Raw genomic sequence first — 24,706 nt, forward strand, 5'->3', positions numbered from 1 at the left:
AGGCGGCGGGACAGGCAGGTCTCGCCGCATCGATTTCTTATAAGCCCTTGTTCACGCCGCCGAAAAGGTGATCTGCGCCTTCATCGCCCGGCTGCGATCCGAGGCGATCTCGAAGGCCGAGATGGCGTCGGAAAGCGGCACGGTATGGGTGATCAGCGGTTTCACATCGATCAGCCCCTTGCGCATCAGTTCGACCCCTGTCGCAAACTCCTCGTGGAAGCGGAAGGAGCCGCGCAGCTCCAGCTCCTTGGAGGTGATCGCCATCATCGGCAGGTTCATGTCTCCGCCGAGACCGAGCTGGACGATGACGCCGCGCGGGCGGAGCGCCGCAATGCCGCCGGAAAGTGCTGCAGCTGCGCCCGAGCATTCATAGAGCACATCGAATGTGCCCTTGTCAGCCGAATAGGCGGCCAGGGCTTCCGGCTCGTCTTTCGTATTGATCACCCGGTCGGCCCCGGCGGCCTTCGCTATGGCAAGCGTAAAGTCGGAGAGATCGGTGGCAACGATTTCCTTCGCACCCGCCCGTCTGGCGGACAGGATCGACAGGACGCCGATCGGACCGCAGCCCGTGACCAGCACGCGCTTGCCCAGCATCTCGCCGGCGCGGCGTGTCGCATGCAGCGTGACCGCCAGCGGTTCGGCCATGGCCGCTTCGCCGGCCGATAGGCCATCGGCCGCGACGCACTGGATGGCATCGGCGACCAGGCTTTCGCGAAAGGCCCCCTGGATATGGGGGAAGGGCATGGCACTGCCATAGAAGCGCATGTTGAGGCACTGATTGTGCAGGCCCTCCTGGCAGTAACGGCAGCTGCGACAGGGCCGGGACGGGGAGACGGCCACCAGCTGGCCGACCTCGGGCGCCGTCACGCCTGCGCCAAGCTCCTCGACGATAGCGGACACTTCGTGCCCAAGGATCATCGGCTCCTTCAGACGGACAGCGCCGAAGCCGCCGTGATTGTAGTAATGCAGGTCACTGCCGCAGATCCCGCCGGTGGCGAGCCGCAGGCGGACTTCACCAATACCCGGGGCGGTGTCGGATGTTTCCTCGATGCGGACATCCTTGGCAGCATGGGCGACGATGGCTCTCATCTGACAGCTCCTTACAGAACAGGCGTCGGCAGGGGATTGCCGGCGAAATGGGCGGTCAGGTTGTCGCGCACGAGCTGACCCATCGCCTTGCGGGTCTCGATCGTGCCCGAGGCGTGGTGCGGCTGAACGAGCACGTTGTCGAGCTTCAGGAAGCGCGGGTTGAGCTTCGGTTCGCCTTCGAAGACGTCGAGCGCGGCCGATCCCAGGCTACCGCTTTCCAAAGCGTCCAGGAGAGCCTCTTCGTCGATGTTCGAAGCGCGGGAAATGTTGATCAGCATGCCCTCAGACCCGAGTGCGGCAATGACCTCGCGCCCGACGATGTGACGCGTGTCCGCAGAGGCGGCGAGCGTGACGAAGAGGAAGTCAGAGCGCTCGGCGAGCTTCACCGGATCGGCAATGAACTCCATGCCCTCCGCAAACGACTTCGGCCCGACATCGCTATAGGCGATCTCCATGTCGAAACCCTTGAGGCGCTTGGCAACCTCAAAGCCGATGCGGCCAAGACCGAGCACACCGGCGCGGCGTCCCCAGACGCGGCGCTTGAGCGGATAGAGACCCTTCGCAGCCCAGCTGCCGTCCTTCACCCAGGTCTCCGCGCCAATCATGCCACGGGAATGGCAGAGCATCATCGCGACGCCGAGATCGGCGACGTCATTGGTCAAGACGTCAGGCGTGTTGGTCACGCGGATGCCGCGCTCACGGCAGGCTGCGAGGTCGACCGCATCGAAGCCGACGCCATAGACGGAGATGATCTCCAGGTTGGGGCAGGCTTCGATCATGGCGCGGTTGGCGCCGAGTTCGCCACGGGTCGCAATGCCCCGGATCTCCGACCCAACCTTTGCAAGGAAACCGGCCTTGTCTTCTGCCTCGAAATAGCGATGGACGGCGAAGGCTCCGTTCAGAGGCTCCTCGTCCCATTGCGGGTAGGGACCTATCTGCAGAATACTGGGTTTCGTCATTGTCGGCTCCTCCCGGTGAAATGGCTTGACAGTTTATGTTATCGATAACATAACCGTGGTCACAGGTGCTTGTCGAGACAAAATGTGGAGGAAACCATGTCGCTCAAACTTTTCGATCTGAACGGTCGTCGTGCGCTGGTCACCGGCTCGTCACAGGGCATCGGCCTTGCACTCGCCAAAGGGCTCAGCGATGCCGGAGCTGAGATCGTGCTCAACGGCCGCGATCCGGCCAAACTTGCCGAGGCATCCTCGCAGTTTGCAAAACCCGTACAAATCCTGACTTTCGATGTGACAGACCATGCGGCCGCCCGCAGCGCAATCGACGGTTTTGAAGCTGAGCACGGCGCGATCGATATTCTCGTCAACAATGCCGGCATGCAGCATCGCGGGCCGCTCGAAGAGTTCCCTCAGGACGCATTCGACCGTCTGCTGAAAACCAACATCTCCAGCGTCTTCAATGTTGGCCAGGCTGCAGCCCGCCACATGATCAAGCGCGGTCGCGGCAAGATCATCAACATCGCCAGCGTCCAGACGGCGCTGGCCCGCCCCTCGATCGCGCCCTACACGGCTACCAAGGGCGCCGTCGGCAACCTGACCAAGGGCATGGCGACCGACTGGGCTAAACACGGCCTGCAATGCAATGCGATAGCACCGGGCTATTTCGACACGCCGCTGAATGCCGCCCTCGTCGCCGATCCGGAGTTCTCCGCCTGGCTGCAGAGGCGCACTCCCGCCGGACGCTGGGGCAAGGTTGAAGAACTGGTCGGCGCCTGCATCTTCCTGTCGTCGGACGCGTCCACCTTCGTCAACGGCCATACCCTTTATGTCGACGGCGGCATCACGGTCTCGCTGTGAGATGGTGAGGAACCGCAAGATCATCGTGATGGGTGTTGCCGGAAGCGGAAAATCGTCGGTGGGTGCAGCCCTTGGTGCCGCCATGGGCGCGCCTTACCTCGACGGCGACGACCTGCATTCGGCCGAGAACATCGCCAAGATGAGTGCGGGCATTGCGCTGACCGACGACGATCGCTGGCCCTGGCTGACAAAAATCGGCGAAACGCTGACCGGACATCCCGGCACGATCCTGATTGGCTGTTCGGCGCTCAAACGCACCTATCGCGATCTGATCCGAAAGACCGCAGAGAGACCTGTCACCTTCATCCATTGTGCCGGCAGCCGGTCGCTGATTGCCGAACGCATGGCGAAACGGCCGGGGCATTTCATGCCAATGTCATTGCTCGACAGCCAGTTTGCAGCACTTGAACTACCAGGCGCCGACGAAGACGCGATCACGCTGAATATCGCAGCGCCGCTTCTCGATCTCGTGGCCAAGGCGATGACGCAATTATTGGAGGACAGGACATGACCCTGAAGGTTGCCCTGATCGGGGCTGGTGCCATGGGCGGCGCGATCGGTACGCGGCTGGTGAAGACCGGCAATGCCCTGACCGTTTTCGATCTGGATCCGGAGAAGGTCGCCGCGCTGACGGCGCTTGGGGCGACATCCGCCGCCTCTGCCGCCGAAGCGGCCTCCGTGTCCGACTATGTGATCCTCAGCCTCAACGCCCCGAGGATCGTACGGGCCGCCGTGCTTGGCACAGGCGGCGTGGCCGATGGCGCACGTGCCGGGACATTGATCATCGACATGTCCTCGATCGATCCGGATGCGACGAAAGACATTGCGGCAGATGCGGCGGAACGCGGACTGCGCTGGGTGGACAGCCCGCTCTCCGGCGGCGCGCCCAAGGCGCTCACCGGCCAGCTCACCCTGATGGCCGGCGGCAGCGAGAAGGACGTGGCGGATGCCCATGTCGTGCTGAAGCACGTCGCCAGCAACTACACCCATATGGGTCCAGTTGGCGCCGGCCAGACGACCAAGCTGATCAACCAAGTGCTGTGCGGTCTGAACTTCCTCGCCGTCGCGGAAGCCACACAATTGGCGCTCGATGCCGGCGTCGATGCCGCCAAGATTCCACAAGCGCTGAAGGGTGGCCGGGCCGATAGCGCGATCCTTCAGGAATACATGCCGCGTTACGTCGCCCGCGATTATCGCCGGACGGGGCGGATCGACAACATGGTCAAGGACCTGAACGGCGCCCAGGACCTGGCGCGCCGGACGAATACGACGATGCCGCTGACGGCCGTCTGCGCCGAGGTTCACCGCATGCTGACCGCCGCCGGCCTTGGTGGCGAGGACCAGGCGGCATTGATGGAATATTTCAAGGGAGCGAGGAGCAAGTTGGAGCCATGATCACACGTTACGCCCTGTTCGAAGGGACCATCAAACCGGGCCAGACGGAGGCCTTTCGCGCCGCCGTGATGGCGGAGATCCTGCCGCGCTGGAAAGAGTTTCCGGGCGCACTTGATGTGCGGGTCTCATTTGCCGAAGCCCGCGACGATGGCGCACCGGAATATCCGATGATCCTCGCGATCAACTATCCGGATCTGGCCGCCGTCGACGCAGCCCTTGCGAGCCCTGTGCGCACCCAAGCCAGGGCTGCGACCGAAAGCGTGCTCGCACGCTTCTTCGACGGGCGCATCCATCATCACGTGACGCTCGCCAACGAGTTCACACTCTGAATCGAGCATCCCCATGCAGGCCGTAAACTGCCGCATGGGGATGACTAGGTCTCCCTTCTTGCATTGCTGAGGCAAACACGCTGTAGTGCCCTGATATCGATAACAAAGGGCGGATATGAGCCAGATTCGCAAGCCACCCACCATGGCGGATATTGCGCGGGTGACCGGTGTGTCTCCCATGACGGTCTCGCGCGCCTTCAAGACCGACAGCCTGATCAGTAAGGAAACGCGCGAAGCCATCCTGCAGGCGGCAGAAGAGCTTGGTTATGTCTTTGATTCCACCGCGTCGAACCTGCGCTCACAAAAGACCGATTTCGTCGCCGTCACCATTCCCTCGCTGAACAATGCCAACTTCGCCGATACGGTGGGCGGGCTCTCCGAGACGCTGGCTGCACGCAACATGCAGATCCTGCTTGGCTATACCAATTACGATATGGCGGAAGAGGAGCGGCTGATCGAGCAACTCTTGCGGCGTAAGCCCCAAGCCATTGTGGTGACTGGGGGCAAACACACGCCGCGCGGGCGCAAACTGCTGGAAAACGCTCATATCCCCGTCATTGAGACCTGGGATGCGCCGGCGGAACCGATAGGCCATTTCGTCGGCTTCTCCAATGCCGGGGTGGTGCGCGAGATGGTCGACCATTTCGTCCGGGCGGGTTACACCCGGATCGCCTTCATCGGCGGTGATGCCGGACGCGACACGCGCGGCAGCGATCGCCGTCACGGTTTCCTCGAGGCGATGAAAGCGCATGGGCTTGATACGTCGCGGCTGATTGCGGCCGGTCCACCACCAATTTCCATGCGCGAGGGGGCAAACGCCATGGCGCGGCTGATCGCCGATTATCCCGATACGGAAGCCGTCATCTGCGTCTCCGATCTGTCGGCCTATGGCGCACTCACCGAATGTCAACGCCGGGGCATTTCCGTTCCAGAGCAGATCGCCATCGGCGGGTTCGGCGCTTACGAAATCGGCAGCATCTGTGTGCCGACGCTCACCACCATCGATGCCCAGGCGCGCGAAATCGGCAGGCGTACAGGCGCCCTTCTCATCGACATTCTGAACGGCAGAGAAGATGTCGGCGACGTGCTCATCAAGCCGGAACTGATCGTGCGCGAAAGCACGCGCTGACCGAACGCACTCTCGGCTCCAGATCTCGACCAATACCGCCCGAAACGATAAAGGCGCGGGACATGCCCGCGCCTCATTCAATCTCAGTTCTGGACGGTCACTTGCCCCAGATCGCTTTGTAGGCGTCGCGGTAGCCGTTGTCAGGGTCGAACGTGTTCTTCGGCCCGCCGTCGAATTCGACGTTTGCCGTGGTGACAACATGGAGCGGCGAGACGTAGCCGGACCACTGTTCACCGGCGAGCGCACGGTTCAGTTCGTCGATCAGCTGCCAGCCCTGCAGGTTCAGCGGCTCGGCAACGGTGACCGACTGGAACTGCTTGGCGCGGATGCGCTGATAGGCGCCTTCCGAACCGTCACCGGCGGCCACACTCTTCGGCGCGCCGTCACCGGCGATGCCGGCTGCTGCGAGCGAGGGGCCCATGAAGTCGAAATAGATGTCGTTGATGGCGAGCGAGTGAGTCCATTTCTCACCATACTTCTGCAGAAGCGTGGTGGTGAGCTGCGGCATGCGCTGCGAGGTCTCGGCAATCGGCGTGTCGACATATTCGAGCACCGTACCACCGAGCTTTTCGATCTCCTCCTTCATGCGGTCGGCCTTGGCGATGGCGATTGCATAGGTCGAGTCTGTGAAGATGATGACGCCCGGCTTGCCGCCCGCATCGACATAAGCCCAGTTGGCCGCGGCCTTCGAGACTTCCATGGCGTCGGTGGTGACATTGGCGAAGACGCCGACTTCAGGAACCGGACCGACGGCGGGTGCCGCGTGCCAGGAGACCATCGGGATGCCGGCAGCCTTCGCCGCTTCCATCGCCGGTTTCTGCTCGACGGCGTCGAAGCCGTTGATGATGATACCGCTCGGCTTCAGCGTCATGGCCTGGCCAAAGGCGGCGGTGCGACCATCGATCGAACCGGCACTGTCGATCACAGTGACCGTCCAGCCGATCGCGGCTGCCGCTTCCTGGATACCGTTGGTGACGCCCAGGATCCCCCCATTCTTCATGTCGGCGGCAACGACGACGATGGACTTGCCCTCTTGCGCCTTGGGACCCGTTGTCGGGCCGTCCCATTTGTCGACCTTGGTGGCATATTTATCAACAATGGCCTGAGCGTCCGACATTGCATCGGCGAGTACCGGGCCGGCTGCCAGAATGGCGATGACAGTCGCGGCTGTGGTAGTCAGGAAGTCTCTGCGTTTCATGATGGTCTCCTCCCAATGAAACTCTGGTTGAACTTGGTCTCTTATTCCGGTTTGGCAGTCTGGACGGCGGCAGAGGCCGGCTTCATATCGGCGCGGGCGATCCCACGGCGGCGCTGGGCATAGCCGGCAATGCCGATGGCGATCAGCAGTGTGACGCCGTTGAACAATGGCTCGACAAAGAAGGAGCCACCGAGCTGCTGGATGCCGGCAATGCCGACGGCAAGGATAATGACGCCGGTCATCGTGCCCCAGACATTGACGCGGCCAGGCTTGATGGTGGTCGAACCGAGAAAGGCGCCGACCAGCGCCGGCAGCAGGTATTCGAGACCGACGCTCGCCTGGCCAATACGCAGCTTCGAGGCGAGCAGGACGCCGGCAACTGCCGAAAGCGTGCCCGAGACGATGAAGGCGGCGATGACGAAGCGGCGGACAGGGATGCCGTTCAAGGCAGCCGCCTTCGGATTGGCGCCGATGGCATAGACGTAGCGGCCGATCGGCGTGTATTCGAGGATGATCCACATCACGATGGCGAGTGCCAGCACATAGAAGCCGGTGATCGGCAGGCCGAACAGCATGGTGCCGTTCAGCGCATAGAAGCCCTCCGGAAGCACCCCAATCATCTGACGGCCGCCGGTGTGCCACAGCGCCAGAGCATAGATGACCGTGCCTGTTCCGAGCGTCGCGATGAAGCTGTCGATCTTCGCCACTTCGACAAGGACGCCGTTGAGGAAGCCGGTGGCGGCGCCCAGCAGCAGTACGACCAGCACGGCGACCGGCCAGGGGAAGCCGTACATCGTCTGCAGGCTGATCGCGAGGATATGCCAGAGCACGATGCCATAACCGATGGTGAGATCGATGCGACCTGCAGCCATCGGGATCATGGCTGCAAGCGACAAGATCGCAATGATCGTCTTGTTGGCGACGATGGAGCGCAGGTTCAAGACCGTCGGGAAGGTGTCCGGCAGAAGCAGCGAGAAGAATAGGATGAGCAACACGGTCAGGATGACGAGACCGTAAACGGGGGTGAGCCGTAGCCACTTGTCGGTCGTGCTCATGCCCTTCATCTCGGCCTTGGTCGGTTCAAGCGCTGTGGATTGGATCGAATTCATGGGCAAATCTCCCGGTCAGGCCGCTTCGGAAGCGGAGGCTGCGGCAATGACGGCCGTGGTTGTAAGAGCGGCACCGCTCAGTTCCCGGACGATCTGTCCGCGGGAAAAGACGAGGGCGCGATGGCAGATATGGGCGATTTCCTCGAAGTCGGTGGAGATGACGAGCACCGCCAGCCCTTCCTCGACGGCTCTTGCGATGAGGCGGTAGATATCGGCCTTGGCGCCGACATCGACACCGGCAGTCGGATCTTCAGCAATCAGCAGCTTGCGACCGGTCGACAGCCACCGCCCGACCACGACCTTCTGCTGGTTGCCACCCGAGAGCGCCTCGATGGCAAGCGACTGGTCATTGGGACGAAGCCCCACAGTTTCACCGAGGGCATGGGCAAGTTCCGCCTCGCGCTTGTGCGACATGAAGTTAAAGAGGGAACGACCGGACGCCTTTGGATTGATGAAGGTGTTTTCCCTAAGGCTGAGAGCCATTGCGACCGACTCCTCCGTGCGATCGCGAGCGATCAGGCCAATACCGGAGCGGACTGCCGAGACGGTGTCGGTGAGATCCGGGCTCGCGCCATGGATCTTGACCTCGCCAACCGACGGTTCGGCCCCGAACAGAGCCCGGCCGACCAGTTCCTGGCCGGCACCGCGCAGACCAACGAGGCCGAGCAACTCGCCTTTGCGTAGATCGAAGGAGACAGGACCTGCGCCCCGGCATTGAAGATTGCGCACCGTGACAAGCGGCGCACCGGCCACGCTGTCAGCCTTGGCGAACATCTGGTCCGCCTTGCGCCCGACGATCATGCGGATCAGTTCGTCGGAATTTGTGTCCTGGACGCGGGACTGGCCGACGAGGCGCCCGTCGCGCAGCACCGCGACACGGTCGGCGATGCGGAAAATCTCGTCCAGACGGTGAGACACATAAATCATCGCCACACCGCGCTCTTTCAACGGCCGGATCGCCTTGAACAGGCGTTCCACTTCGTCTGCAGGCAGGCTCGCTGTCGGCTCGTCCAAGACCAGCACGTCGGCCTCGACAGCCAGCGCCCGCGCAATGGCAACGAGCGACTTTTCCGTCCTCGTCAGGTCCTGAACGCGGGTTGACGGGTCGAAGTCGCAGCCGACCATTCGCAAGGCTTCGGCAGTGCGACGTTCCGTGCCACCCCAGTCGATCAACCGGTTGCGTATCGAAAAGCCTTGAGCCAAGCCGACATTTTCGCTGACCGTCATCCATTCGATCAGCCCCAGATCCTGGTGAATGAAGGCGACCGACTGACGAGTATTGGGCTTGGGCGGGCAGTGATTGTAAGGCTGTCCGCGAAACAGAATCTGGCCACCATCGGGCCTGTAGATCCCCGCAAGCGTCTTGATGAGTGTGGATTTGCCGGCTCCATTTTCTCCGAGAAGCGCGAGAATTTCCCCCTTGTGGAGATCGAGCGACACATCCGTCAGGGCCCTGGTGCCCCCAAATTCCTTCGAGACGTTCTGAAACGCCAGAAGCGGTTCGTCCTCCATTTGCTCCTCCCAAAGCCAACTTCAAAGGAGATTATGTTATCGATAACATGCCTGTCAAGCGGGATGACGGTCTGCTGAATTAAACCGCCTTGCCTCGGTGAGTTGGCGAAGGCCGTAAGGCACCGATCTCGGCCTCGTTCAGGTGCGTGTCAGCTTTCTGCGCCAGTGCTTCGCGCAACATGTACGCCGCTTAAGGAATTTGCATTGCCGACCTTGTTCAGATCCATCCCCCGACCCCGCATAAGCAGCGAATGGCTGAGCATTATCGTCTCCGCCTATCTGCTCGTATTCTTGAACGCTACCTTCTGGCACAAGTCGGCGACCTATCTGTCGGGTGAAACTTTCGCACTGGTCTGCCTCGCGATTGGTCTCTTCGCCGGCTTCGTCGCGATCCTCGTGACCTTTTCCGCTAAATACGTGATCAAGCCGGTCCTAATCTTCCTGATCCTGACCGCGACAACGTCGGCCTGGTTCATGGAACAGTTTGGCGTGGTGATCGACAGCGAGATGATCCGCAATGCGGCAGAAACGACTGGCCCGGAAGCCGGCCACCTGATTACACCGACCTTCCTTCTCCATGTCGCACTCTACGGGCTCCTGCCGTCGCTCCTGGTGATTTGGGTCGAGGTCAAGCATCGAACGCTGCTCCGTAAGGTTGTTCGGAACCTCGCGGTGATCGTGCCGGCCGTCCTCGTTCTGGCCGGGGCGGGCGCCTCGAACAGCGGCACGATCATCTTCAACATCCGGGAACACCGCGACTGGTTCCGCAGCCTGAATCCGATCTTTCCCATTGGCGCCGCCATCAGCTACGGCGTCAAATCGACGGAAGAGGCCAATATCAAAGCCGAACCGATCGGCCTCGACGCAAAAGTCACCGATGCCTTTGTGCCTGGGGCACGTAAACCCCGTGTCACGATCATCGTGGTCGGGGAAACGGCGCGGGCGCAAAACTTCCAGCTCGACGGCTACGAGCGCGAGACCAATCCGGAACTGTCCAAGCGCGATATCTTCTATTTCAAGGATACATCCAGTTGCGGTACGGCCACCGCGATTTCAGTGCCTTGCATGTTTTCCCGCTACACCCGCAGCCAGTATTCCCATGCCAAGGCGCTAGCGACGGAGAACCTCGTGGATGTGCTCGGGCATGCGGGCGTGCGAACAGAATGGTGGGACAACAACACCGGCGACAAGAATGTTGCCGACCGTATCGGCAGTCAGGACTTCTTCAAGATGAAGGATCCGCGCTATTGCACGAACGGTGAGTGTCTCGACGAGATCATGCTCGACAAGGTCGATGGCTGGCTCGATAGCGTGAAGGGCGATTCCGTCCTCATTCTCCACCAGCTCGGCAATCATGGCCCGGCCTATTATGCGCGCTACCCCGAGAAGTTCCGCAAGTTCATGCCCGACTGCCGCACCGTCGAATTCAAGGACTGCACGCCGGAAACCATCACCAACGCCTATGACAATGCGCTGCTTTACACCGACTTCATCTTGTCATCGATCATCGACAAGCTGAACGCGCGCGACGCTGATATAGACGCCTCGATGATATACATGTCGGACCACGGCGAATCGCTGGGTGAAAACGGGCTTTACCTGCACGGCACGCCCTATATGTTCGCGCCGAGCCAGCAGACCCACATCCCCTTCGTTCTTTGGCTGGGTTCGACGGCAAAGGCTGCTATCGACACCACCTGCCTCACCGAAAAAACGGCAGAGCCTGCATCGCATGACAATCTCTTCCACACCGTGCTCGGAATGATGCACGTCGAGACGGAGGTGCGAGACCCGACGCTGGATGTCGTGACGAATTGTAAACAGGCGGCAAGCTGAGCCGAGAGGGAGCGGTTCATCCCGCCCGACACGCCGGGGCTACAGCAGCGTATAATCCAAGCCCGGCCATAAGGAACTGACCCTGTAAGGTTCGATGATTTAAGGGCTGGGTCCTGTATTGAACAGGGCTCAGCCCTTTGAGTTTCAGCCTGTTGCGTTCGTTGTTGTAATAGGAGACGTCGTCCTCGACGCTGTCGCGCAGGCTGTCGATGCTCTCGAAGTGACCAGGATAAAATCACTTGGATTTGAGCGTGGCGAAGAAGCTTTCCATGGCGGCGCTGTCGAAGCAATTTCCCTTACGTGACATCTTTGAGCGATGTTGCGGCTTTCGAGCATTCGGTTGAGGCCGGGCGTCTGACACCGCCATCCCTGATCGAAATGCAGGATCGGCCTGTCTTTTTCATCGAGCGTGGTCAATGCCGTGCCGAGCACTTACCTCCGAGCAGCTCTGAACGCCACTACCGCAATACTCAACCACACTCAGCTCTAATGCCGTGCTGTACTTGGACATGCCCCCCGATGCCGGGTGTCCAACTTTTGTGGATCATTTAATGACGGCCGGGTTTTTTGATGTAGTAAGGATCACGGAAGAACGGCTACTCCATCTGAAGTAGGAATTCCGGTCGCTGGACCAAGGTGCTTTCAATCGGAAAGCCTGATGTCGAGAGGCCTGAAGCTGTGCGGATCAAACTGCGCGATCACGTGACGGCCTGTGCCATCCGTAGCGGCTGCCTCGTAGCATCCTTCCTCGGCCTTGATCGACCGGACCCGCCACCCATGCTCCTCAAGCTGTGCCTTTAAGGCCTCGCGCGGCCGCCAATCCGCCAGCGGGACTTCGCACGAGACTGAAGCGTGGACACTGTTCGCCGCAGCCGCTGCGATCATGAAAGTCGATATGAACCAATACATGGAGGAACCTTCTGGAGCCTTCCACCTACCACATGAACTCCAAACCTGACGGACACCTGAACCGCGGGAAGATTGCACCCAAACTGTCGGAAATCAGACGATCTGCTATCAAGCTGGATTGCTTCAGACTGGGCAACGCTGATTGCTGCTCAAAGCCTCCAGCCCGTTAACCCAGATATCTGCCCGATAGAATTTGTAATCGACAAAGAAACTTTTAAGCATATTATATTAAAATTCCCGACAAGGCGGCGGCAAACTAATGAACACATTTCTAATACTGCTATACGTGGTTGTCTGCGCGTTGCTGGCGACCCAGATCTACGTCGATGTCAAACGGACTTCGGAGGGTTGGAGCGTTGTCAATCGCCTCGGCATCCTTGCATGTTTGATTTGGCCTCCAATACTGCTGGTCGTTTCAATTATGTCATTGGCGTTTCATGCATTTCCTGCACTTCAAAGTTGGAGCTCGGAGGCTGAAAGGTGATCTGAGTTTGGATGAGTGCCGGCTTCCTGCAATCTTGTCAGATTGATTATTCAACGGGTTAGTTCGATCCGAGCTTATGCTACTCGTCGTCCCAGTAGGGCCGAAGTTTGCACGGCGTGTCGCAATGCCGGCCCGGAAAAATATGCAAAGCCCGGCTGAGCTATTTTTCGCTGACAGCTAGGGTGCACAGCTCTACAACTTTGGCCGCAAGCTGCACGGTGTGTTCACGAGCCTGGCAAAACCAAATTCCCTGCCGCGCCCGCGTGCGCAACGCACAAGTAGTTGCCCTTGATCCCCCCAGCCACTCCGACTTGAGTAACCTTCGCGCCTCGGCGCAATAAACTCTTGTGAACGATCCGCGCCTGGACCTGATCTGGCCATTGGCGTGCACATCTGGTCGGCTCCGCCCCGTCTATTGAACCTCAACCGTGAACTCTAGAGAGGTAACTGACTAGACCTGCCCGTAAGCCGACGGGCATTCGCGCGTTTCCCATTAGCTTGCCGTCGCTTCACCCTCTTCCACAACGCGTCTGAGACGATACGCAGTTCTGGAATCTCCTGCACGATATGCTGTTCTGGCGAGTTTAGCCGGGACACCCGGCGTTCGCTTACCGGGTTCTTTCGGTATACGAACCTATTGAACACCAAGCGGCCAATGTACAACTCATTGTTCAAAATCCCGGTCCCTCTTCGCCGGTGGCCTCTGATCGCCGTTCCTCGCCAAGCCTGCCCGCGAGGGCCAACTACACCTTTCTTGTTGAGTTCGTCGGCGATTGCGTCTGGACTAGAGCCCTTTGCATACTGTTCGAAAATCCAAACAATGACATTGGCTTCGTCGGGATTGATGTTTCTCAGGCCACGAATAGGCTCGCCGTCTGCTCCAAGTACCTTTTTGATCACGTAGCCGTAGCAAATGCCGCCGGGCACTCGTCCCTTTTTTGCTACCGTCTTCATCCCTTCTCTTGTGCGATATCGGACCTGCTCCAGCATTTCGCTGTTGAGGACGGCCCGAAGGCCAAGCTCCATTGACGACACCTGCGAGCTACCATGAACGGTCCAGAGCTCGACCTCATGAAAGTGCAGTAACTTCAGCACTTTGGCGCTGTGTTCGAAGTCTCGCGATAGCCGATCAAGCGTCAGGCAGAGAAGGACCTCGAATGAGCCATCTCGCGCCCCCTGCAAGGTTGCCTGAAGACCTGGCCTTGTATCGAAGCTAACGCCGCTTACCCCTGCATCTACAAATGTCTGACAGAGTGTCCACCCACGCTCCAAAACAAATGGCGTTGCCAAATCGATCTGGGTTTCAATGGACGCAGGGTTCTGCTGATCTGTTGAGTAACGCGCGTATATGACCACTCTCTTGCACATATCGGCCTCCGAAAGACGATGGAGGTCTACGGTATCGCGAACTATAGGCTCAGTTTTTGGCGGAGAACACGCTCATTGTGGGGCAAGACAAGGAGACAACAGCGCTTACCATCAAGCGCCTTAGACTTTTCAGATAGACCGAGCCGGCTCTGGCCATCCGCCAGCACGCCAATGTTACATAGCGTCGCCTAAACTAACTGCGACTAACACTTTTGTCAGTAGATCGAAGCTGGATGCCCCGGCAAAGCTCCTCGCACCACCACAGCAGGGGAGATTTGCTCGATGCGCATCGTCGCGATCACGAAGCCAAAGAACGAACCGGAACACTGCCTCATTCACGAGATGCAACGTCTCCGCGCCCGGGTTTTCTGCGGCAGACTGGCTTGGAACGTGCCTTGCACATCCGGGCTCGAGGTAGACAGCTTCGATGAGCTGAACCCGACTTATATTCTTTGCCTCGACTGTTCAGATGCAGTGATAGGATGTGCGCGCCTCTTGCCCGCGACAAACGGCACGATGTTGGAGAAGGTGTTTCCGCAGCTCCTAGAAAACGCGCATTTGCGAACTCATGCCCGCATGATCGAAAGTTCTCGATTTTGCGTGGATACGAAAGCCGCTGGAAAGCAACAACAGGCGGGCCTTCACACAGCGACGCTCGCGATGTTCGCCGGTATTGTCGAGTGGAGCATACTTAATGGGTACTCCGAGGTCGTGACCGCAACGGACGTCCGGTTGGAGCGTATCCTTCGTCGCGCTGGCTGGCCGCTAAAGCGCCTAGGCTCACCCGTCCAAATCAATGAGACGCGAAGTATCGCCGGAGTGCTTCCCGCAAACTGGGAGAGCTTCGATCGCCTTCGCCCCGGCATCTATTCGTCAAACCTGCCAATCTCCAAAAAGGAGGTGGTCTGATCATGCTCGGCACCCAAAACCGTTCACTTCCCCGCCTCGTCAGCAAACTGCAGAACGCGTTGGGAGATCAACTTTGTATTGCGCTCGAAGACCCCGGTGTCGTTGAGATCATGCTGAACCCTGACGGTCGGCTGTTCATCGAAAGGCTCGGTCACGGAATGGCCGCAGCAGGAGAGATGACACGGTCTGCGGCAGAAACCGTCATCGGCAGCGTCGCTCATGTTCTGAACTCCGAGGTCGATGATGATCGCCCGATCGTTTCAGGCGAACTGCCAATCGGGGGGCACCGCTTTGAAGGACTACTCCCTCCCGTCGTTTCAGGCCCGTCTTTCACCATCCGCCGTCGAGCGTCGCGCCTCATACCGCTCGACGACTATGTGTCCAGTAATGTGATGACCGCAAAGCATGCCGACGTCATTCGAAGTGCAATTGCTTCGAAGCTCAATATCCTGGTTGCCGGCGGCACGGGATCGGGCAAGACCACGCTGACAAACGCCATCATCGCCGAGATCGTTGCGAGTTCCCCCGATGACCGTTTGGTCATTTTGGAAGACACCGCTGAGATTCAATGCGCCGCGCACAACGCAGTAAGCCTGCACACCAGCGACGCCGTCGACATGTCGCGTCTCTTGAAAAGCACGATGCGCTTGAGACCAGATCGGATCATCGTCGGCGAGGTTCGCGACGGCGCAGCACTGACTATGCTCAAGGCCTGGAACACGGGACACCCCGGCGGGGTCGCAACAATCCATGCAAACAGCGCACGATCGGCGTTGCAGCGCTTAGAACAGCTAACAGCCGAGGCCAGTCATCAACCGATGCAGGCAGTCATCGGAGATGCGGTCGATCTTATCATTTCTATCGAACGAACGGCCAAAGGACGCCAGGTCAATGAGATCCGTCATGTGACCCGCTTTGCCGGGGGGCAGTACCTAACTGAAGCTTATGCCGAGGACAGCCGCGATGCAGCTTGAGAAGTCAGCCCTAACCATTGCGGCTATTGCTATCGCAGCGATCGCCGTTGCATCACCAACTTTTGCCAGTTCAGGCGGAAGCCTTCCCTGGGAAGGACCACTTGAGCAGATCCAGGAGTCCATCACTGGTCCGGTTGCGGGCTATATCGCACTTGCCGCAGTCGCCATTGCCGGAGGCATGCTCATCTTCGGTGGTGAGCTCAACGACTTCGCTCGCAGACTGGTCTACGTAGTGCTGGTCGCCGGCATTTTACTTGGCGCAACAACGATTGTCGGTCTCTTCGGCGCGACAGGCGCCTCGATTGGCGTCACGGCCGAGCAGATTATTGGGCCTGATCAGAGCAGAGAACGGGAGGGGGCGCTATGAGCCTTCACCGCAATCGTATCCATCGTGCGCTGTCCCGACCGAACCTCTTGATGGGTGCCGACCGTGAGCTGGTGTTGATCACTGCGCTTGCGGCCGTGATCCTGATCTTCGTGGTGCTGACGGTCTATTCGGCGCTCTTTGGCGTGGCCGTCTGGATCGTCATCCTTGGTCTGCTTCGCATGATGGCCAAATCCGACCCGCTAATGCGGCAGGTCTATGCCCGTCACATTTCCTACAAATCCCACTACCGGCCGACGGCCGCACCGTGGCGCAAGTACTAGAGCTGTCCAATGGCTGCCCTCAAACGTTTCCGCGCGACCGGTCCATCTTTCGCTGATCTTGTTCCCTATGCCGGCCTTGTAGACAACGGCGTACTACTCCTGAAGGACGGCAGCCTCATGGCTGGCTGGTATTTTGCCGGTCCTGACTCCGAAAGCGCCACCGACCTCGAACGCAACGAGCTGTCCCGACAGATCAATGCAATCCTGTCGCGTCTGGGGACGGGCTGGATGATCCAGGTCGAAGCCATCCGGGTGCCGACGGTTGAGTATCCCACGCCATATCAGTGCCATTTCCCTGACCCGGTCACACGCGCGATCGATGCCGAGCGCCGGACCCATTTCAGGCGTGAGCAGGGGCATTTCGAGAGCAAGCATGCGATCATTCTTACCTACCGGCCGCTTGACTCGAAGAAGACCGCGTTCACCAAATACATCTACTCGGACGGAGAAAGCCGGAAGAAATCCTATGCGGACACAGTGCTATCAGTGTTTCGAAACGCGATCCGGGAAATTGAACAGTATCTGGCCAACACCCTCTCGATCACCCGCATGCTGACCCGCGAGGTCCGTGAAAGCGGAGGAGCGCGTCTCGCACGCTACGACGACCTCCTGCAGTTCGTCCGCTTTTGCATCACCGGTGAGAGCCATCCAGTCCGCTTGCCCGAGGTGCCGATGTATCTCGACTGGCTCGCGACGGCGGAGCTGGAGCATGGCCTGACGCCGAAGGTTGAGAACCGGTTCCTCGCGGTTGTCGCCATCGATGGCCTGCCGGCCGAGAGCTGGCCCGGCATCCTCAATAATCTCGACTTGATGCCGCTGACCTACCGGTGGTCATCGCGGTTCATTTTCCTTGATGCGGAAGAGGCGCGGCAGAAGCTTGAACGCACGCGAAAGAAATGGCAGCAGAAAGTGCGGCCTTTCTTCGACCAGCTCTTCCAGACGCAGAGCAGATCGCTCGATCAAGATGCCATGACCATGGTTGCCGAGACCGAGGACGCCATCGCTCAGGCGTCGTCCCAGCTTGTCGCTTACGGCTATTACACTCCGGTCGTGATCCTGTTCGATGAGGACCGCGACGCCCTGCAGGAGAAGGCGGAGGCCATCCGTCGGCTGGTCCAAGCAGAGGGGTTTGGAGCACGCGTCGAGACCCTGAACGCGACGGATGCGTTTCTCGGCAGCCTGCCGGGAAACTGGTACGCCAATATCCGTGAGCCGCTGATCAACACCAGGAACCTGGCGGATCTCGTCCCGCTGAACTCGGTATGGTCGGGCAATCCCGTGGCGCCGTGCCCATTCTATCCCCCGAACTCGCCGCCGTTGATGCAGGTTGCGTCGGGATCGACGCCGTTTCGCCTGAACCTGCATGTCGATGATGTCGGACATACCCTGATTTTCGGACCAACGGGCTCGGGCAAGTCGACCCTCCTCGCGCTGATCGCAGCACAATTCCGTCGTTACGAATTTGCCCAGATCTTTGCGTTCGACAAGGGTAACTCGCTCCTCCCCCTGACGCTTGCTGCCGGTGGCGATCACTACGAGATCGGCAACGACCAAAACGGGGAGGGGAGAGCACTGGCGTTCTGCCCTTTGTTCGATCTTTCGACCGATGGCGACCGGGCCTGGGCGACCGAGTGGATTGAAATGCTCGTCGCGCTGCAGGGCGTCACCATCAGACCTGATCACCGAAATGCGATATCCCGCCAGATCGAGCTGATGGCGACGGCACCTGGAAAGTCGCTGTCGGACTTTGTCAGCGGCGTGCAACTGCGCGAGATCAAGGATGCGCTCCATCACTATACCGTCGATGGCCCGATGGGTCAGCTTCTCGACGCGGAAGTGGACGGTGTGACGCTCCGGGCGTTTCAGTGCTTCGAGATCGAGCAGCTCATGAACATGGGCGAGCGTAATCTGGTGCCCGTCCTCACCTATCTCTTCCACCGGATCGAGAAGCGGCTGGACGGCTCGCCTAGTCTAATCCTCCTCGACGAAGCCTGGCTGATGCTCGGGCATCCGGTGTTTCGCGAGAAGATCCGGGAGTGGCTGAAGGTGCTGCGCAAAGCCAATTGCGCCGTCGTTCTGGCGACGCAATCCATGTCCGACGCTGAGCGCTCCGGCATCATCGACGTGCTGAAGGAATCCTGCCCAACCAAGATCTGCTTGCCGAATGGCGCTGCGCGCGAGCCGGGCACGCGGGAATTCTACGAGCGGATCGGGTTCAATGAGCGCCAGATCGAGATCGTCTCAAGCGCCATCCCCAAGCGCGAATATTACGTCGCCACGCCAGACGGACGGCGGCTCTTCGATATGTCACTCGGGCCGGTGGCACTGAGCTTTGTCGGCGCATCCGGAAAGGAAGACCTGAAGCGGATCCGCGCGCTGAAGGCGGAACACGGTCAGGACTGGCCGACCCATTGGCTTCAATCGAGAGGAGTTCACGATGACACGTCGCACCTCAATCTCCAGTAACTGGATCGTCGCAACGATGACCGCGGTAATCGCGCTTTACCCAGTTGCATCAGCCCATGCGGGATCTGCAACGGGCGCTGCCACTGAGTGGACGCAGCTTGCCAACAATGCGCAGCTCATCGACATTCTTAAGAGCTCGGGCCTGCAGGTCGACAACCAGCTGACGCAGATCACCCAGCTCACGGAACAGATCCAAAACCAGCTCAAGATCTATGAGAACATGCTGCAGAACACAGCGCAGCTCCCTGATCATATCTGGGGTCAGGTCGAAAGCGACCTCAACCGACTGCGCAGCATTGTCGATCAGGGGCAAAGCATCTCGTTTTCGATGGGCAATGCCGATGACGTCCTCCAGCAGCGGTTCAAGAGCTATGCGGATCTGAAAACCAATCTGCCGAACGCTGAATCCTTCTCGAGCACCTACCAATCCTGGTCGGACACAAACCGGGACACGATCGGCAGCACACTGAAGGCGGCGAGCCTGACCGCGGATCAGTTCGATACAGAGGAGGGCACGATGAGTTCGCTGCGATCCATATCGGAGTCGGCTGACGGCCAATTGAAGGCCCTCCAGGTCGGACACCAGATCGCCGCTCAGCAGGTTTCCCAGATGCAGAAACTGCGCGGCCTGGTTTCCCAGCAGATGACGATGATGGGGACGTGGCTGCAGACCGAGCAGACGGACAAGGACCTCGCGCAGGCGCGCCGTGAGGAATTCTTCAAGTCAACCGCGCCCTCCACATCAGGCGGTGAGAAGATGAAGGTGGAATGGTGAGAACAAAACTGATCCTTGCCATGGTCGTCGCAATCATCGCTCTCGGAGCAACGGGCCTCTGGTTCACGCTATCGGAGCGGCAGGAAGCGCAGCAGCGGCGCGAAAAGTTCTTCGGGTCGACGAAGGAGTATCCGACGTCGGGCGGCGAGAAGATGAAGATCGAGTGGTGATAGCATGCCCTTTGAGCTCAAAAAGATCAGGGGCATTGCGGTAATCGTCGCATCGATCCTCGTGTCATTCCAACCCGCGTTTGCGCAAGAGGGGTCGGTCCTGACAGCCCTTCAGAACGAAATCACCACCGCCGCCAAGGGTTGGGAGACCACCGTGATGGATGCGGCGAGATCCCTGTTCTGGATCCTTGCCGGGATCGAGATCGGCATTGCTGCCGTCTGGCTGGCACTTCAGGCCGCGTCGCTGGACAGCTGGTTCGCTGAACTGGTTCGACGCGTCATGTTTGTGGGCTTCTTCGCGTTTGTGCTCGCCCAGGGTCCGACCTTCGCGAAGGCGGTCGTCGATAGCCTGTTTCAGATCGGCGCTGGTGGAGGCACCGCTTCGCCAGCGGATGTCTTCAATGCGGGCTTGGCCGTTGCGACCAAGATGTCAGAGAAAGTGCAATTCGGGCTGTTCGAGGACAACGCGCTCGCAATCTCGGCGGCATTCGCGATGGTGGTGACGGTGATGGCATTCTCGCTTGTTGCCGCGATCTTCGTGTCCGTGATGGTCGAGATGTATCTCGGCCTACTCGCAGGCATGATCATGCTTGGCCTAGGAGGCTCATCCTTCACCAAGGATTTTGCCGTCCGTTATCTGGTCTATGCGTTCTCAGTTGGCATGAAGCTGATGGCACTGGTGATGATCTCGCGGATTGGATCTGAGGTTCTTATTGGTCTCGCGAACCAACCTGATATCGGGGATCAGTTCCAAACAGCTCTCGCGATCGCCGGCATCGCATTCGTCGTCTTTATCATCGCTATGTATGTCCCGAACATCATCCAAGGTGTCGTTCAAGGCGCGTCTGTCTCTGGCGGCATGGAAGCCATCCGGCATGGCGGGCAGGCCGCATCATTTGCGCTTGGCGCGGCATCTCTAGCCGCCGGCGCAGTCGGAGCCGGAGCCGCTGCAGCCCAATCCGCCCGAGCCGCGGGCTCCTCTGTGGCGGGCGCAGCACTGCGCGGTATGGGCGCCGGGATCGGATCAGCCGGGAAGGCGGCCGGCTCGGCCGCCAAGGAAAAGGCGATCGGTTCGCCCGGCGCCTATGCCGGTTCGATCATGGGGCTTGCCAACGCCAAGCTAGACCAGAGCCGCACCGGTCAAGCCGGCCCAAAGACGCCACCCGAACGAAACGACAAATAATCATCAGGAAGGCAAAAAGCGATGTCAGCAAACCGGCCACCCGACAGCCCTTACCTTGCCGCACGGCAGGAATGGACGGAACGATATGGATCTTATGTCCAGGCGGCGCGCGCATGGCGGATCGTCGGCATTCTCGGACTATCGATGGCCGTGATCGGCTTTACCTATGCCATGTATCTCAGCACGCAGGTCAAGCTGGTGCCCTACATCGTCGAGGTCGACAAGCTCGGCACCTCGGTCACGGCAGGCTTCCCCCAACAGATCGAGTATGCCGATGCGCGGGTCGTCCGCGCGACACTTGGCAACTTCATCACTAGCTTGAAGTCGATCACGCCGGATGCCGTGGTGCAAAAGCAATATATCGACCGGACCTATGCGCTTCTCAGGACATCCGATCCTTCGACCCAGAAGATCAATGCCTGGTTCCGCGGCAACTCGCCGTTCGAAAAGGCCAAGACATCGACCGTCGCCATCGAGGTCAACAATATCGTGGCGCTCTCCAACCAGACGTACCAGATCGACTGGACCGAATATGAGCGCGACCGCAAAGGCAAGGAGACCGGTACGCGCCGGTTTCGCGGGATCGCGACCGTCGCGCTAACCGCGCCACAGGACGAGGCGATCATCCGCCTCAACCCGATCGGTCTTTATGTCCAGGACTTCGACTGGACCGCACAGCTTTAAGGGCAGGGGAATTCACATGCACAGAACTGGATTGATCGCGGCCGTCGGCTGCATAGCCGGGCTCGTCCTCGCGGACTGCGCGATGGCGCAAAGCATGACGTCGAACGAGGTGAAGGGGACCAACATCTCGCGGAAATGGCGGGGGACGCCCGGTCTGGTGACGACCGGACCCGATGGTAAGGTTATCTTCCTCTTCGGCGAAACCCAGCCCTCTGTCGTCTGCTCACCGCTTCAGGTTTGCGACATCGAGCTGCAGGGCGGCGAAATCGTCCGCGACGTGCTCGTCGGTGACACAGTCCGCTGGAAGGTCGAGCCGGCGACGTCAGGGGCGACCGGCGGGCAGGCAATCCACCTGATCGTCAAGCCGTCCGAGGCCGGCTTGGTAACGTCGATGGTCGTCACGACGTCTCGGCGGACCTATCATATCCAGCTCAAATCCCATCCCAGCCAGTACATGGCCCGGATCGGTTTCGAGTATCCAGAAGATGTGTCGACCAAACTCGCCGACATCAATGCCCGGCTTGAGACCGGCGGAGCCCCGGGGACCGCTCCCGAAAGGCTGAACTTCTCCTACTCGGTCAGTGGCGGCGCCTCATGGCGGCCGAAGCGCGTCTATTCCGACGGCACCAAGACCTACATTCAATTCCCCCGGTCGATCTCCGGGCAGGACGCTCCGGTGCTGTTCGTCGTCAGCGGCGGTCAGAACCGTATCGTCAACTACCGCATGAAGAACGACATGATGATTGTCGACTATGCCGTAGACAAGGCTGTGCTCGTCTCCGGTGTTGGGTGGCGCCAGCAGAAAATCACCATCCGGCGGAGAGGCTGACCGATGAAGAAGACAATCGCCACCATCATCATCGCCTCAGTTCTTTCCGGTTGCCAGACTGCGGATGAAACCCTGACCACGAATTCCACCCCGATCGCCGTCACCGGCGCTACCGCAAGCGCGATCGCCGGCGACATGGCAAGCCGCCTCGCCGAACAGGTCGGGCCAGCCGGCACCACCACCCTGAAAATGGACAACGACAGTTCTGAATACGCCGCCGCTCTTGAGGCCGCGCTGAAGGGTTGGGGATACACGGTCATCGCCGAAGGGAAAGTTGGCAAGGATCAGAAGCCGGTCGAGGTTGCTTGGTCGATCGACAGTTTCGATGGACAGGTTCTGGCATGGGTCAGCACACCGGCCATCGCGCTTGGCCGAGCCTATACAGCGACGTCAGTGGGTGCGACGCCCGCCAGTCCGCTTTCGATCATGCAGCGAAACTGAGGGGAGGGGAGAGCATGGTTCAATCGCTCCAGCTCGGCACGGCGGGAAATGCTGACGATCAACAAAGCATGCGACGCCTCAATCGCCTGCCGATCATCGTCGCGATCGTCATCATCGTTCTGTTTTTCGGCGTCGTGATCATCGGCTTGTCCTGGCGCGGTCTCTCCTTCAACCGGGGAAACGAACTCGATGGCACCTCCGCTTCTCCGGCAACCACGTTTGGCGATCAGCTGAAGCGCGGGGTGTCGGACGGGATCATCGGTGAACCGGAGCAACGCGAGGTATTTCAGCCGACGCCTGTCGTTGTTGAGCGGGAGCCGGTGAGAGAGGCCGCCGCGGAGCGGCAGAACGAGGTCCGGACGGAACGGCGATCGCAACTCGAGCCGGAATCCGAGTGGAAAGCTCGGCTGAAGCGGGAACAGGACGAACAGATCCTTCGGGAGGCGCAGCGGCAGAGGATGGCCAGCCTGCAGGCGCGGGCAACCGCGCTTGATTCGCCGCTGAAGGTGGATGTGTCCGACATTCAAAAGGATACGGCCGGCAGCAGAAACGACGCCCGCCAACCGCTCAATTCCACGACGAACAGTGCATCCGACCTCTACAGCGCAGCGATGCAGTCCGGGTTGCTCGGACAGAACGGCGATCAAAACGGTCAGACCTCGAAGGAAGACTTTTTCAATCAGGACATCAAGGATCTCGGCTATCTGCCGAACCAGGTGGTCCCGCAACTCTCCCCCTACGAATTGAAGCGTGGATCGGTCATCCCGGCCACGATGAACACCGGCTTGGATTCGGATCTTCCCGGGCGGATCAGCGCACAAGTTAGCCAGAATGTGTATGACAGCGCCACTGGCTACCGCCTGCTTATCCCGCAGGGAGCAAAGCTGTTTGGTCGCTACGATTCCAAGGTCTCTTTTGGGCAGGAGCGCGTGCTTGTCGTGTGGACCGACCTGATCTTCCCCAACGGCTCCACACTTCAGATCGGCGGCATGTCCGGCACGGATGCCGAGGGGTACGGCGGCTTCAAGGACAAGGTTGATCGTCACCTCTGGCGCACGTTCGGCTCTGCCGCGCTCGTCGCCATCATTGGCACGGGAATCGATATGTCGATGCCGGAGAGCTCGACACTCGCTACACAAGATACGGCGTCGGAAGCAGCCCGACGGAACTTTGCCGAAAGCTTCGGCCGAGTGGCCGATCAAAGCATATCAAAAAATCTGAATGTCCAGCCGACGGTCAGGATACGGCCGGGCTACAAATTCAACGTGTTGGTAGATCAGGACATCGTCTTTCCAGCCGCTTATCGCGACTAGCCGACCAGTCCTGCCCCGCAAATGCCACAGACAGATTGAATCGTCATGGGCCAATGCAATCTTGCATGGCTAAAAACTTTCATTAATGGTCAAATTCAAAGCCGCATGCTCCTGTGCGGCGACTTGTCTCGGAGCTATCGCG

25 protein-coding genes and 1 pseudogene are annotated in these 24,706 nt (G+C 59.8%); 18 read left to right on the forward strand and 8 right to left on the reverse strand.

The window, feature by feature from the left end; translation table 11 throughout:
- Window positions 1-51: 51 nt before the first annotated feature.
- Together FJQ55_RS19920 and FJQ55_RS19925 are read right to left on the reverse strand one after the other, a co-directional pair.
- The gene (locus FJQ55_RS19920; RefSeq protein WP_140831265.1) at window positions 52-1,089 is read right to left on the reverse strand and encodes an L-idonate 5-dehydrogenase; all 1,038 of its coding nucleotides are present in this window, start codon (window positions 1,087-1,089) and stop codon (window positions 52-54) included.
- Window positions 1,090-1,100: 11 nt separating this feature from the next.
- Window positions 1,101-2,048: a 2-hydroxyacid dehydrogenase gene (locus tag FJQ55_RS19925; protein ID WP_140831266.1), complete on the reverse strand. Its 948-nt coding sequence runs from the start codon at window positions 2,046-2,048 to the stop codon at window positions 1,101-1,103.
- Window positions 2,049-2,144: 96 nt separating this feature from the next.
- On the opposite strand from FJQ55_RS19925, the gene FJQ55_RS19930 reads away from it, so the two are divergent.
- From FJQ55_RS19930 to FJQ55_RS19950, 5 genes are all read left to right on the forward strand, one after another.
- A complete protein-coding gene (locus FJQ55_RS19930) occupies window positions 2,145-2,903 on the forward strand; it encodes an SDR family oxidoreductase (protein WP_140831268.1) in 759 nt (252 codons plus the stop codon).
- 1 nt (window position 2,904) lies between these two features.
- Window positions 2,905-3,414, forward strand: a complete 510-nt coding sequence (locus FJQ55_RS19935) for a gluconokinase (RefSeq protein ID WP_246085209.1) — start codon at window positions 2,905-2,907, stop codon at window positions 3,412-3,414.
- Window positions 3,411-4,298 (forward strand): NAD(P)-dependent oxidoreductase, encoded by an 888-nt coding sequence (locus FJQ55_RS19940; protein ID WP_140831272.1) that lies wholly within the window; start codon window positions 3,411-3,413, stop codon window positions 4,296-4,298. Before FJQ55_RS19935 ends, FJQ55_RS19940 begins: the two co-directional genes overlap by 4 nt.
- A complete protein-coding gene (locus tag FJQ55_RS19945) occupies window positions 4,295-4,627 on the forward strand; it encodes a hypothetical protein (protein ID WP_140831274.1) in 333 nt (110 codons plus the stop codon). Before FJQ55_RS19940 ends, FJQ55_RS19945 begins: the two co-directional genes overlap by 4 nt.
- A gap of 115 nt (window positions 4,628-4,742) precedes the next feature.
- Window positions 4,743-5,756 carry a LacI family DNA-binding transcriptional regulator gene (locus FJQ55_RS19950; protein ID WP_140831276.1) on the forward strand — a complete coding sequence of 338 codons (1,014 nt, stop codon included), beginning with the start codon at window positions 4,743-4,745 and terminating at the stop codon, window positions 5,754-5,756.
- Between the two features lie 97 nt (window positions 5,757-5,853).
- Here the strand turns inward: FJQ55_RS19950 and FJQ55_RS19955 are convergent, their stop codons facing one another.
- Genes FJQ55_RS19955 through FJQ55_RS19965 form a run of 3 tightly spaced genes read right to left on the reverse strand, consistent with a single transcriptional unit; the run spans window position 5,854 to window position 9,575 of the window.
- Window positions 5,854-6,954 carry a substrate-binding domain-containing protein gene (locus FJQ55_RS19955; RefSeq protein WP_140831278.1) on the reverse strand — a complete coding sequence of 367 codons (1,101 nt, stop codon included), beginning with the start codon at window positions 6,952-6,954 and terminating at the stop codon, window positions 5,854-5,856.
- A 41-nt stretch (window positions 6,955-6,995) separates the two neighbouring features.
- On the reverse strand, window positions 6,996-8,063 hold the full coding sequence (locus tag FJQ55_RS19960; RefSeq protein ID WP_140831280.1) for an ABC transporter permease: 1,068 nt from the start codon (window positions 8,061-8,063) through the stop codon (window positions 6,996-6,998).
- Between the two features lie 15 nt (window positions 8,064-8,078).
- Window positions 8,079-9,575, reverse strand: a complete 1,497-nt coding sequence (locus tag FJQ55_RS19965) for a sugar ABC transporter ATP-binding protein (RefSeq protein ID WP_140831282.1) — start codon at window positions 9,573-9,575, stop codon at window positions 8,079-8,081.
- Window positions 9,576-9,779: 204 nt separating this feature from the next.
- Here FJQ55_RS19965 and FJQ55_RS19970 point away from each other — a divergent pair, with 204 nt between their 5' ends.
- Complete coding sequence (locus FJQ55_RS19970) at window positions 9,780-11,411, forward strand: phosphoethanolamine transferase (RefSeq protein WP_342781727.1); 1,632 nt, start codon at window positions 9,780-9,782, stop codon at window positions 11,409-11,411.
- Window positions 11,412-11,514: 103 nt separating this feature from the next.
- Here FJQ55_RS19970 and FJQ55_RS23725 read toward each other — a convergent pair.
- The 3 genes and pseudogenes from FJQ55_RS23725 to FJQ55_RS19985 form a co-directional block, all read right to left on the reverse strand.
- A pseudogene (locus FJQ55_RS23725) lies at window positions 11,515-11,843 on the reverse strand (transposase); the annotation flags it as partial.
- A gap of 210 nt (window positions 11,844-12,053) precedes the next feature.
- Entirely contained in the window at window positions 12,054-12,320 is a 267-nt protein-coding gene (locus FJQ55_RS19980) for a PepSY domain-containing protein (protein ID WP_246085210.1), read from the reverse strand.
- 919 nt (window positions 12,321-13,239) lie between these two features.
- Window positions 13,240-14,172, reverse strand: coding sequence for a recombinase family protein (locus FJQ55_RS19985; protein WP_140831284.1), 933 nt, complete (start codon window positions 14,170-14,172; stop codon window positions 13,240-13,242).
- Window positions 14,173-14,454: 282 nt separating this feature from the next.
- Between FJQ55_RS19985 and traI the strand changes: the two genes are divergently transcribed.
- From traI to trbI, 12 genes are read left to right on the forward strand one after another with little or no spacing between them, the layout of a single operon-like run.
- Window positions 14,455-15,081: an acyl-homoserine-lactone synthase gene (gene traI, locus FJQ55_RS19990; protein ID WP_140831286.1), complete on the forward strand. Its 627-nt coding sequence runs from the start codon at window positions 14,455-14,457 to the stop codon at window positions 15,079-15,081.
- A 2-nt stretch (window positions 15,082-15,083) separates the two neighbouring features.
- Entirely contained in the window at window positions 15,084-16,055 is a 972-nt protein-coding gene (trbB, locus tag FJQ55_RS19995) for a P-type conjugative transfer ATPase TrbB (protein ID WP_140831288.1), read from the forward strand.
- Window positions 16,045-16,422: a TrbC/VirB2 family protein gene (locus FJQ55_RS20000; protein WP_140831290.1), complete on the forward strand. Its 378-nt coding sequence runs from the start codon at window positions 16,045-16,047 to the stop codon at window positions 16,420-16,422. The genes trbB and FJQ55_RS20000 overlap by 11 nt, the downstream gene beginning before the upstream one ends.
- On the forward strand, window positions 16,419-16,703 hold the full coding sequence (locus tag FJQ55_RS20005) for a conjugal transfer protein TrbD (protein ID WP_140831292.1): 285 nt from the start codon (window positions 16,419-16,421) through the stop codon (window positions 16,701-16,703). The genes FJQ55_RS20000 and FJQ55_RS20005 overlap by 4 nt, the downstream gene beginning before the upstream one ends.
- Window positions 16,704-16,712: 9 nt before the next feature.
- Window positions 16,713-19,169 carry a conjugal transfer protein TrbE gene (locus FJQ55_RS20010; protein WP_140831294.1) on the forward strand — a complete coding sequence of 819 codons (2,457 nt, stop codon included), beginning with the start codon at window positions 16,713-16,715 and terminating at the stop codon, window positions 19,167-19,169.
- Window positions 19,141-19,944, forward strand: coding sequence for a P-type conjugative transfer protein TrbJ (gene trbJ / locus FJQ55_RS20015; protein ID WP_140831296.1), 804 nt, complete (start codon window positions 19,141-19,143; stop codon window positions 19,942-19,944). The genes FJQ55_RS20010 and trbJ overlap by 29 nt, the downstream gene beginning before the upstream one ends.
- Window positions 19,938-20,114, forward strand: coding sequence for an entry exclusion protein TrbK (gene trbK / locus FJQ55_RS20020; protein ID WP_140831298.1), 177 nt, complete (start codon window positions 19,938-19,940; stop codon window positions 20,112-20,114). Before trbJ ends, trbK begins: the two co-directional genes overlap by 7 nt.
- A gap of 4 nt (window positions 20,115-20,118) precedes the next feature.
- Window positions 20,119-21,297 carry a P-type conjugative transfer protein TrbL gene (gene trbL, locus FJQ55_RS20025; protein WP_140831300.1) on the forward strand — a complete coding sequence of 393 codons (1,179 nt, stop codon included), beginning with the start codon at window positions 20,119-20,121 and terminating at the stop codon, window positions 21,295-21,297.
- Between the two features lie 21 nt (window positions 21,298-21,318).
- Window positions 21,319-21,981, forward strand: a complete 663-nt coding sequence (locus FJQ55_RS20030) for a conjugal transfer protein TrbF (RefSeq protein ID WP_140831302.1) — start codon at window positions 21,319-21,321, stop codon at window positions 21,979-21,981.
- A gap of 16 nt (window positions 21,982-21,997) precedes the next feature.
- On the forward strand, window positions 21,998-22,810 hold the full coding sequence (trbG, locus tag FJQ55_RS20035) for a P-type conjugative transfer protein TrbG (protein WP_140831304.1): 813 nt from the start codon (window positions 21,998-22,000) through the stop codon (window positions 22,808-22,810).
- Window positions 22,811-22,813: 3 nt separating this feature from the next.
- On the forward strand, window positions 22,814-23,251 hold the full coding sequence (gene trbH, locus FJQ55_RS20040; protein ID WP_140831306.1) for a conjugal transfer protein TrbH: 438 nt from the start codon (window positions 22,814-22,816) through the stop codon (window positions 23,249-23,251).
- A gap of 14 nt (window positions 23,252-23,265) precedes the next feature.
- Window positions 23,266-24,564, forward strand: coding sequence for an IncP-type conjugal transfer protein TrbI (trbI, locus tag FJQ55_RS20045; RefSeq protein WP_140831308.1), 1,299 nt, complete (start codon window positions 23,266-23,268; stop codon window positions 24,562-24,564).
- Window positions 24,565-24,706 lie beyond the last annotated feature (142 nt).

The sequence above is a fragment of the Rhizobium glycinendophyticum genome (genome assembly GCF_006443685.1).
GTDB classification, from domain to species: Bacteria; Pseudomonadota; Alphaproteobacteria; order Rhizobiales; family Rhizobiaceae; genus Allorhizobium; species Allorhizobium glycinendophyticum.

Bases quoted from the DNA above. Each gene is read 5' to 3' on its own strand.
- FJQ55_RS19920 (WP_140831265.1), bottom strand. From the start codon at position 1,089: ATGAGAGCCATCGTCGCCCATGCTGCCAAGGATGTCCGCATCGAGGAA.
- FJQ55_RS19925 (WP_140831266.1), bottom strand. From the start codon at position 2,048: ATGACGAAACCCAGTATTCTGCAGATAGGTCCCTACCCGCAATGGGAC.
- FJQ55_RS19930 (WP_140831268.1), top strand. From the start codon at position 2,145: ATGTCGCTCAAACTTTTCGATCTGAACGGTCGTCGTGCGCTGGTCACC.
- FJQ55_RS19935 (WP_246085209.1), top strand. From the start codon at position 2,905: ATGGTGAGGAACCGCAAGATCATCGTGATGGGTGTTGCCGGAAGCGGA.
- FJQ55_RS19940 (WP_140831272.1), top strand. From the start codon at position 3,411: ATGACCCTGAAGGTTGCCCTGATCGGGGCTGGTGCCATGGGCGGCGCG.
- FJQ55_RS19945 (WP_140831274.1), top strand. From the start codon at position 4,295: ATGATCACACGTTACGCCCTGTTCGAAGGGACCATCAAACCGGGCCAG.
- FJQ55_RS19950 (WP_140831276.1), top strand. From the start codon at position 4,743: ATGAGCCAGATTCGCAAGCCACCCACCATGGCGGATATTGCGCGGGTG.
- FJQ55_RS19955 (WP_140831278.1), bottom strand. From the start codon at position 6,954: ATGAAACGCAGAGACTTCCTGACTACCACAGCCGCGACTGTCATCGCC.
- FJQ55_RS19960 (WP_140831280.1), bottom strand. From the start codon at position 8,063: ATGAATTCGATCCAATCCACAGCGCTTGAACCGACCAAGGCCGAGATG.
- FJQ55_RS19965 (WP_140831282.1), bottom strand. From the start codon at position 9,575: ATGGAGGACGAACCGCTTCTGGCGTTTCAGAACGTCTCGAAGGAATTT.
- FJQ55_RS19980 (WP_246085210.1), bottom strand. From the start codon at position 12,320: ATGTATTGGTTCATATCGACTTTCATGATCGCAGCGGCTGCGGCGAAC.
- FJQ55_RS19985 (WP_140831284.1), bottom strand. From the start codon at position 14,172: ATGTGCAAGAGAGTGGTCATATACGCGCGTTACTCAACAGATCAGCAG.
- traI (WP_140831286.1), top strand. From the start codon at position 14,455: ATGCGCATCGTCGCGATCACGAAGCCAAAGAACGAACCGGAACACTGC.
- trbB (WP_140831288.1), top strand. From the start codon at position 15,084: ATGCTCGGCACCCAAAACCGTTCACTTCCCCGCCTCGTCAGCAAACTG.
- FJQ55_RS20000 (WP_140831290.1), top strand. From the start codon at position 16,045: ATGCAGCTTGAGAAGTCAGCCCTAACCATTGCGGCTATTGCTATCGCA.
- FJQ55_RS20005 (WP_140831292.1), top strand. From the start codon at position 16,419: ATGAGCCTTCACCGCAATCGTATCCATCGTGCGCTGTCCCGACCGAAC.
- FJQ55_RS20010 (WP_140831294.1), top strand. From the start codon at position 16,713: ATGGCTGCCCTCAAACGTTTCCGCGCGACCGGTCCATCTTTCGCTGAT.
- trbJ (WP_140831296.1), top strand. From the start codon at position 19,141: ATGACACGTCGCACCTCAATCTCCAGTAACTGGATCGTCGCAACGATG.
- trbK (WP_140831298.1), top strand. From the start codon at position 19,938: ATGGTGAGAACAAAACTGATCCTTGCCATGGTCGTCGCAATCATCGCT.
- trbL (WP_140831300.1), top strand. From the start codon at position 20,119: ATGCCCTTTGAGCTCAAAAAGATCAGGGGCATTGCGGTAATCGTCGCA.
- FJQ55_RS20030 (WP_140831302.1), top strand. From the start codon at position 21,319: ATGTCAGCAAACCGGCCACCCGACAGCCCTTACCTTGCCGCACGGCAG.
- trbG (WP_140831304.1), top strand. From the start codon at position 21,998: ATGCACAGAACTGGATTGATCGCGGCCGTCGGCTGCATAGCCGGGCTC.
- trbH (WP_140831306.1), top strand. From the start codon at position 22,814: ATGAAGAAGACAATCGCCACCATCATCATCGCCTCAGTTCTTTCCGGT.
- trbI (WP_140831308.1), top strand. From the start codon at position 23,266: ATGGTTCAATCGCTCCAGCTCGGCACGGCGGGAAATGCTGACGATCAA.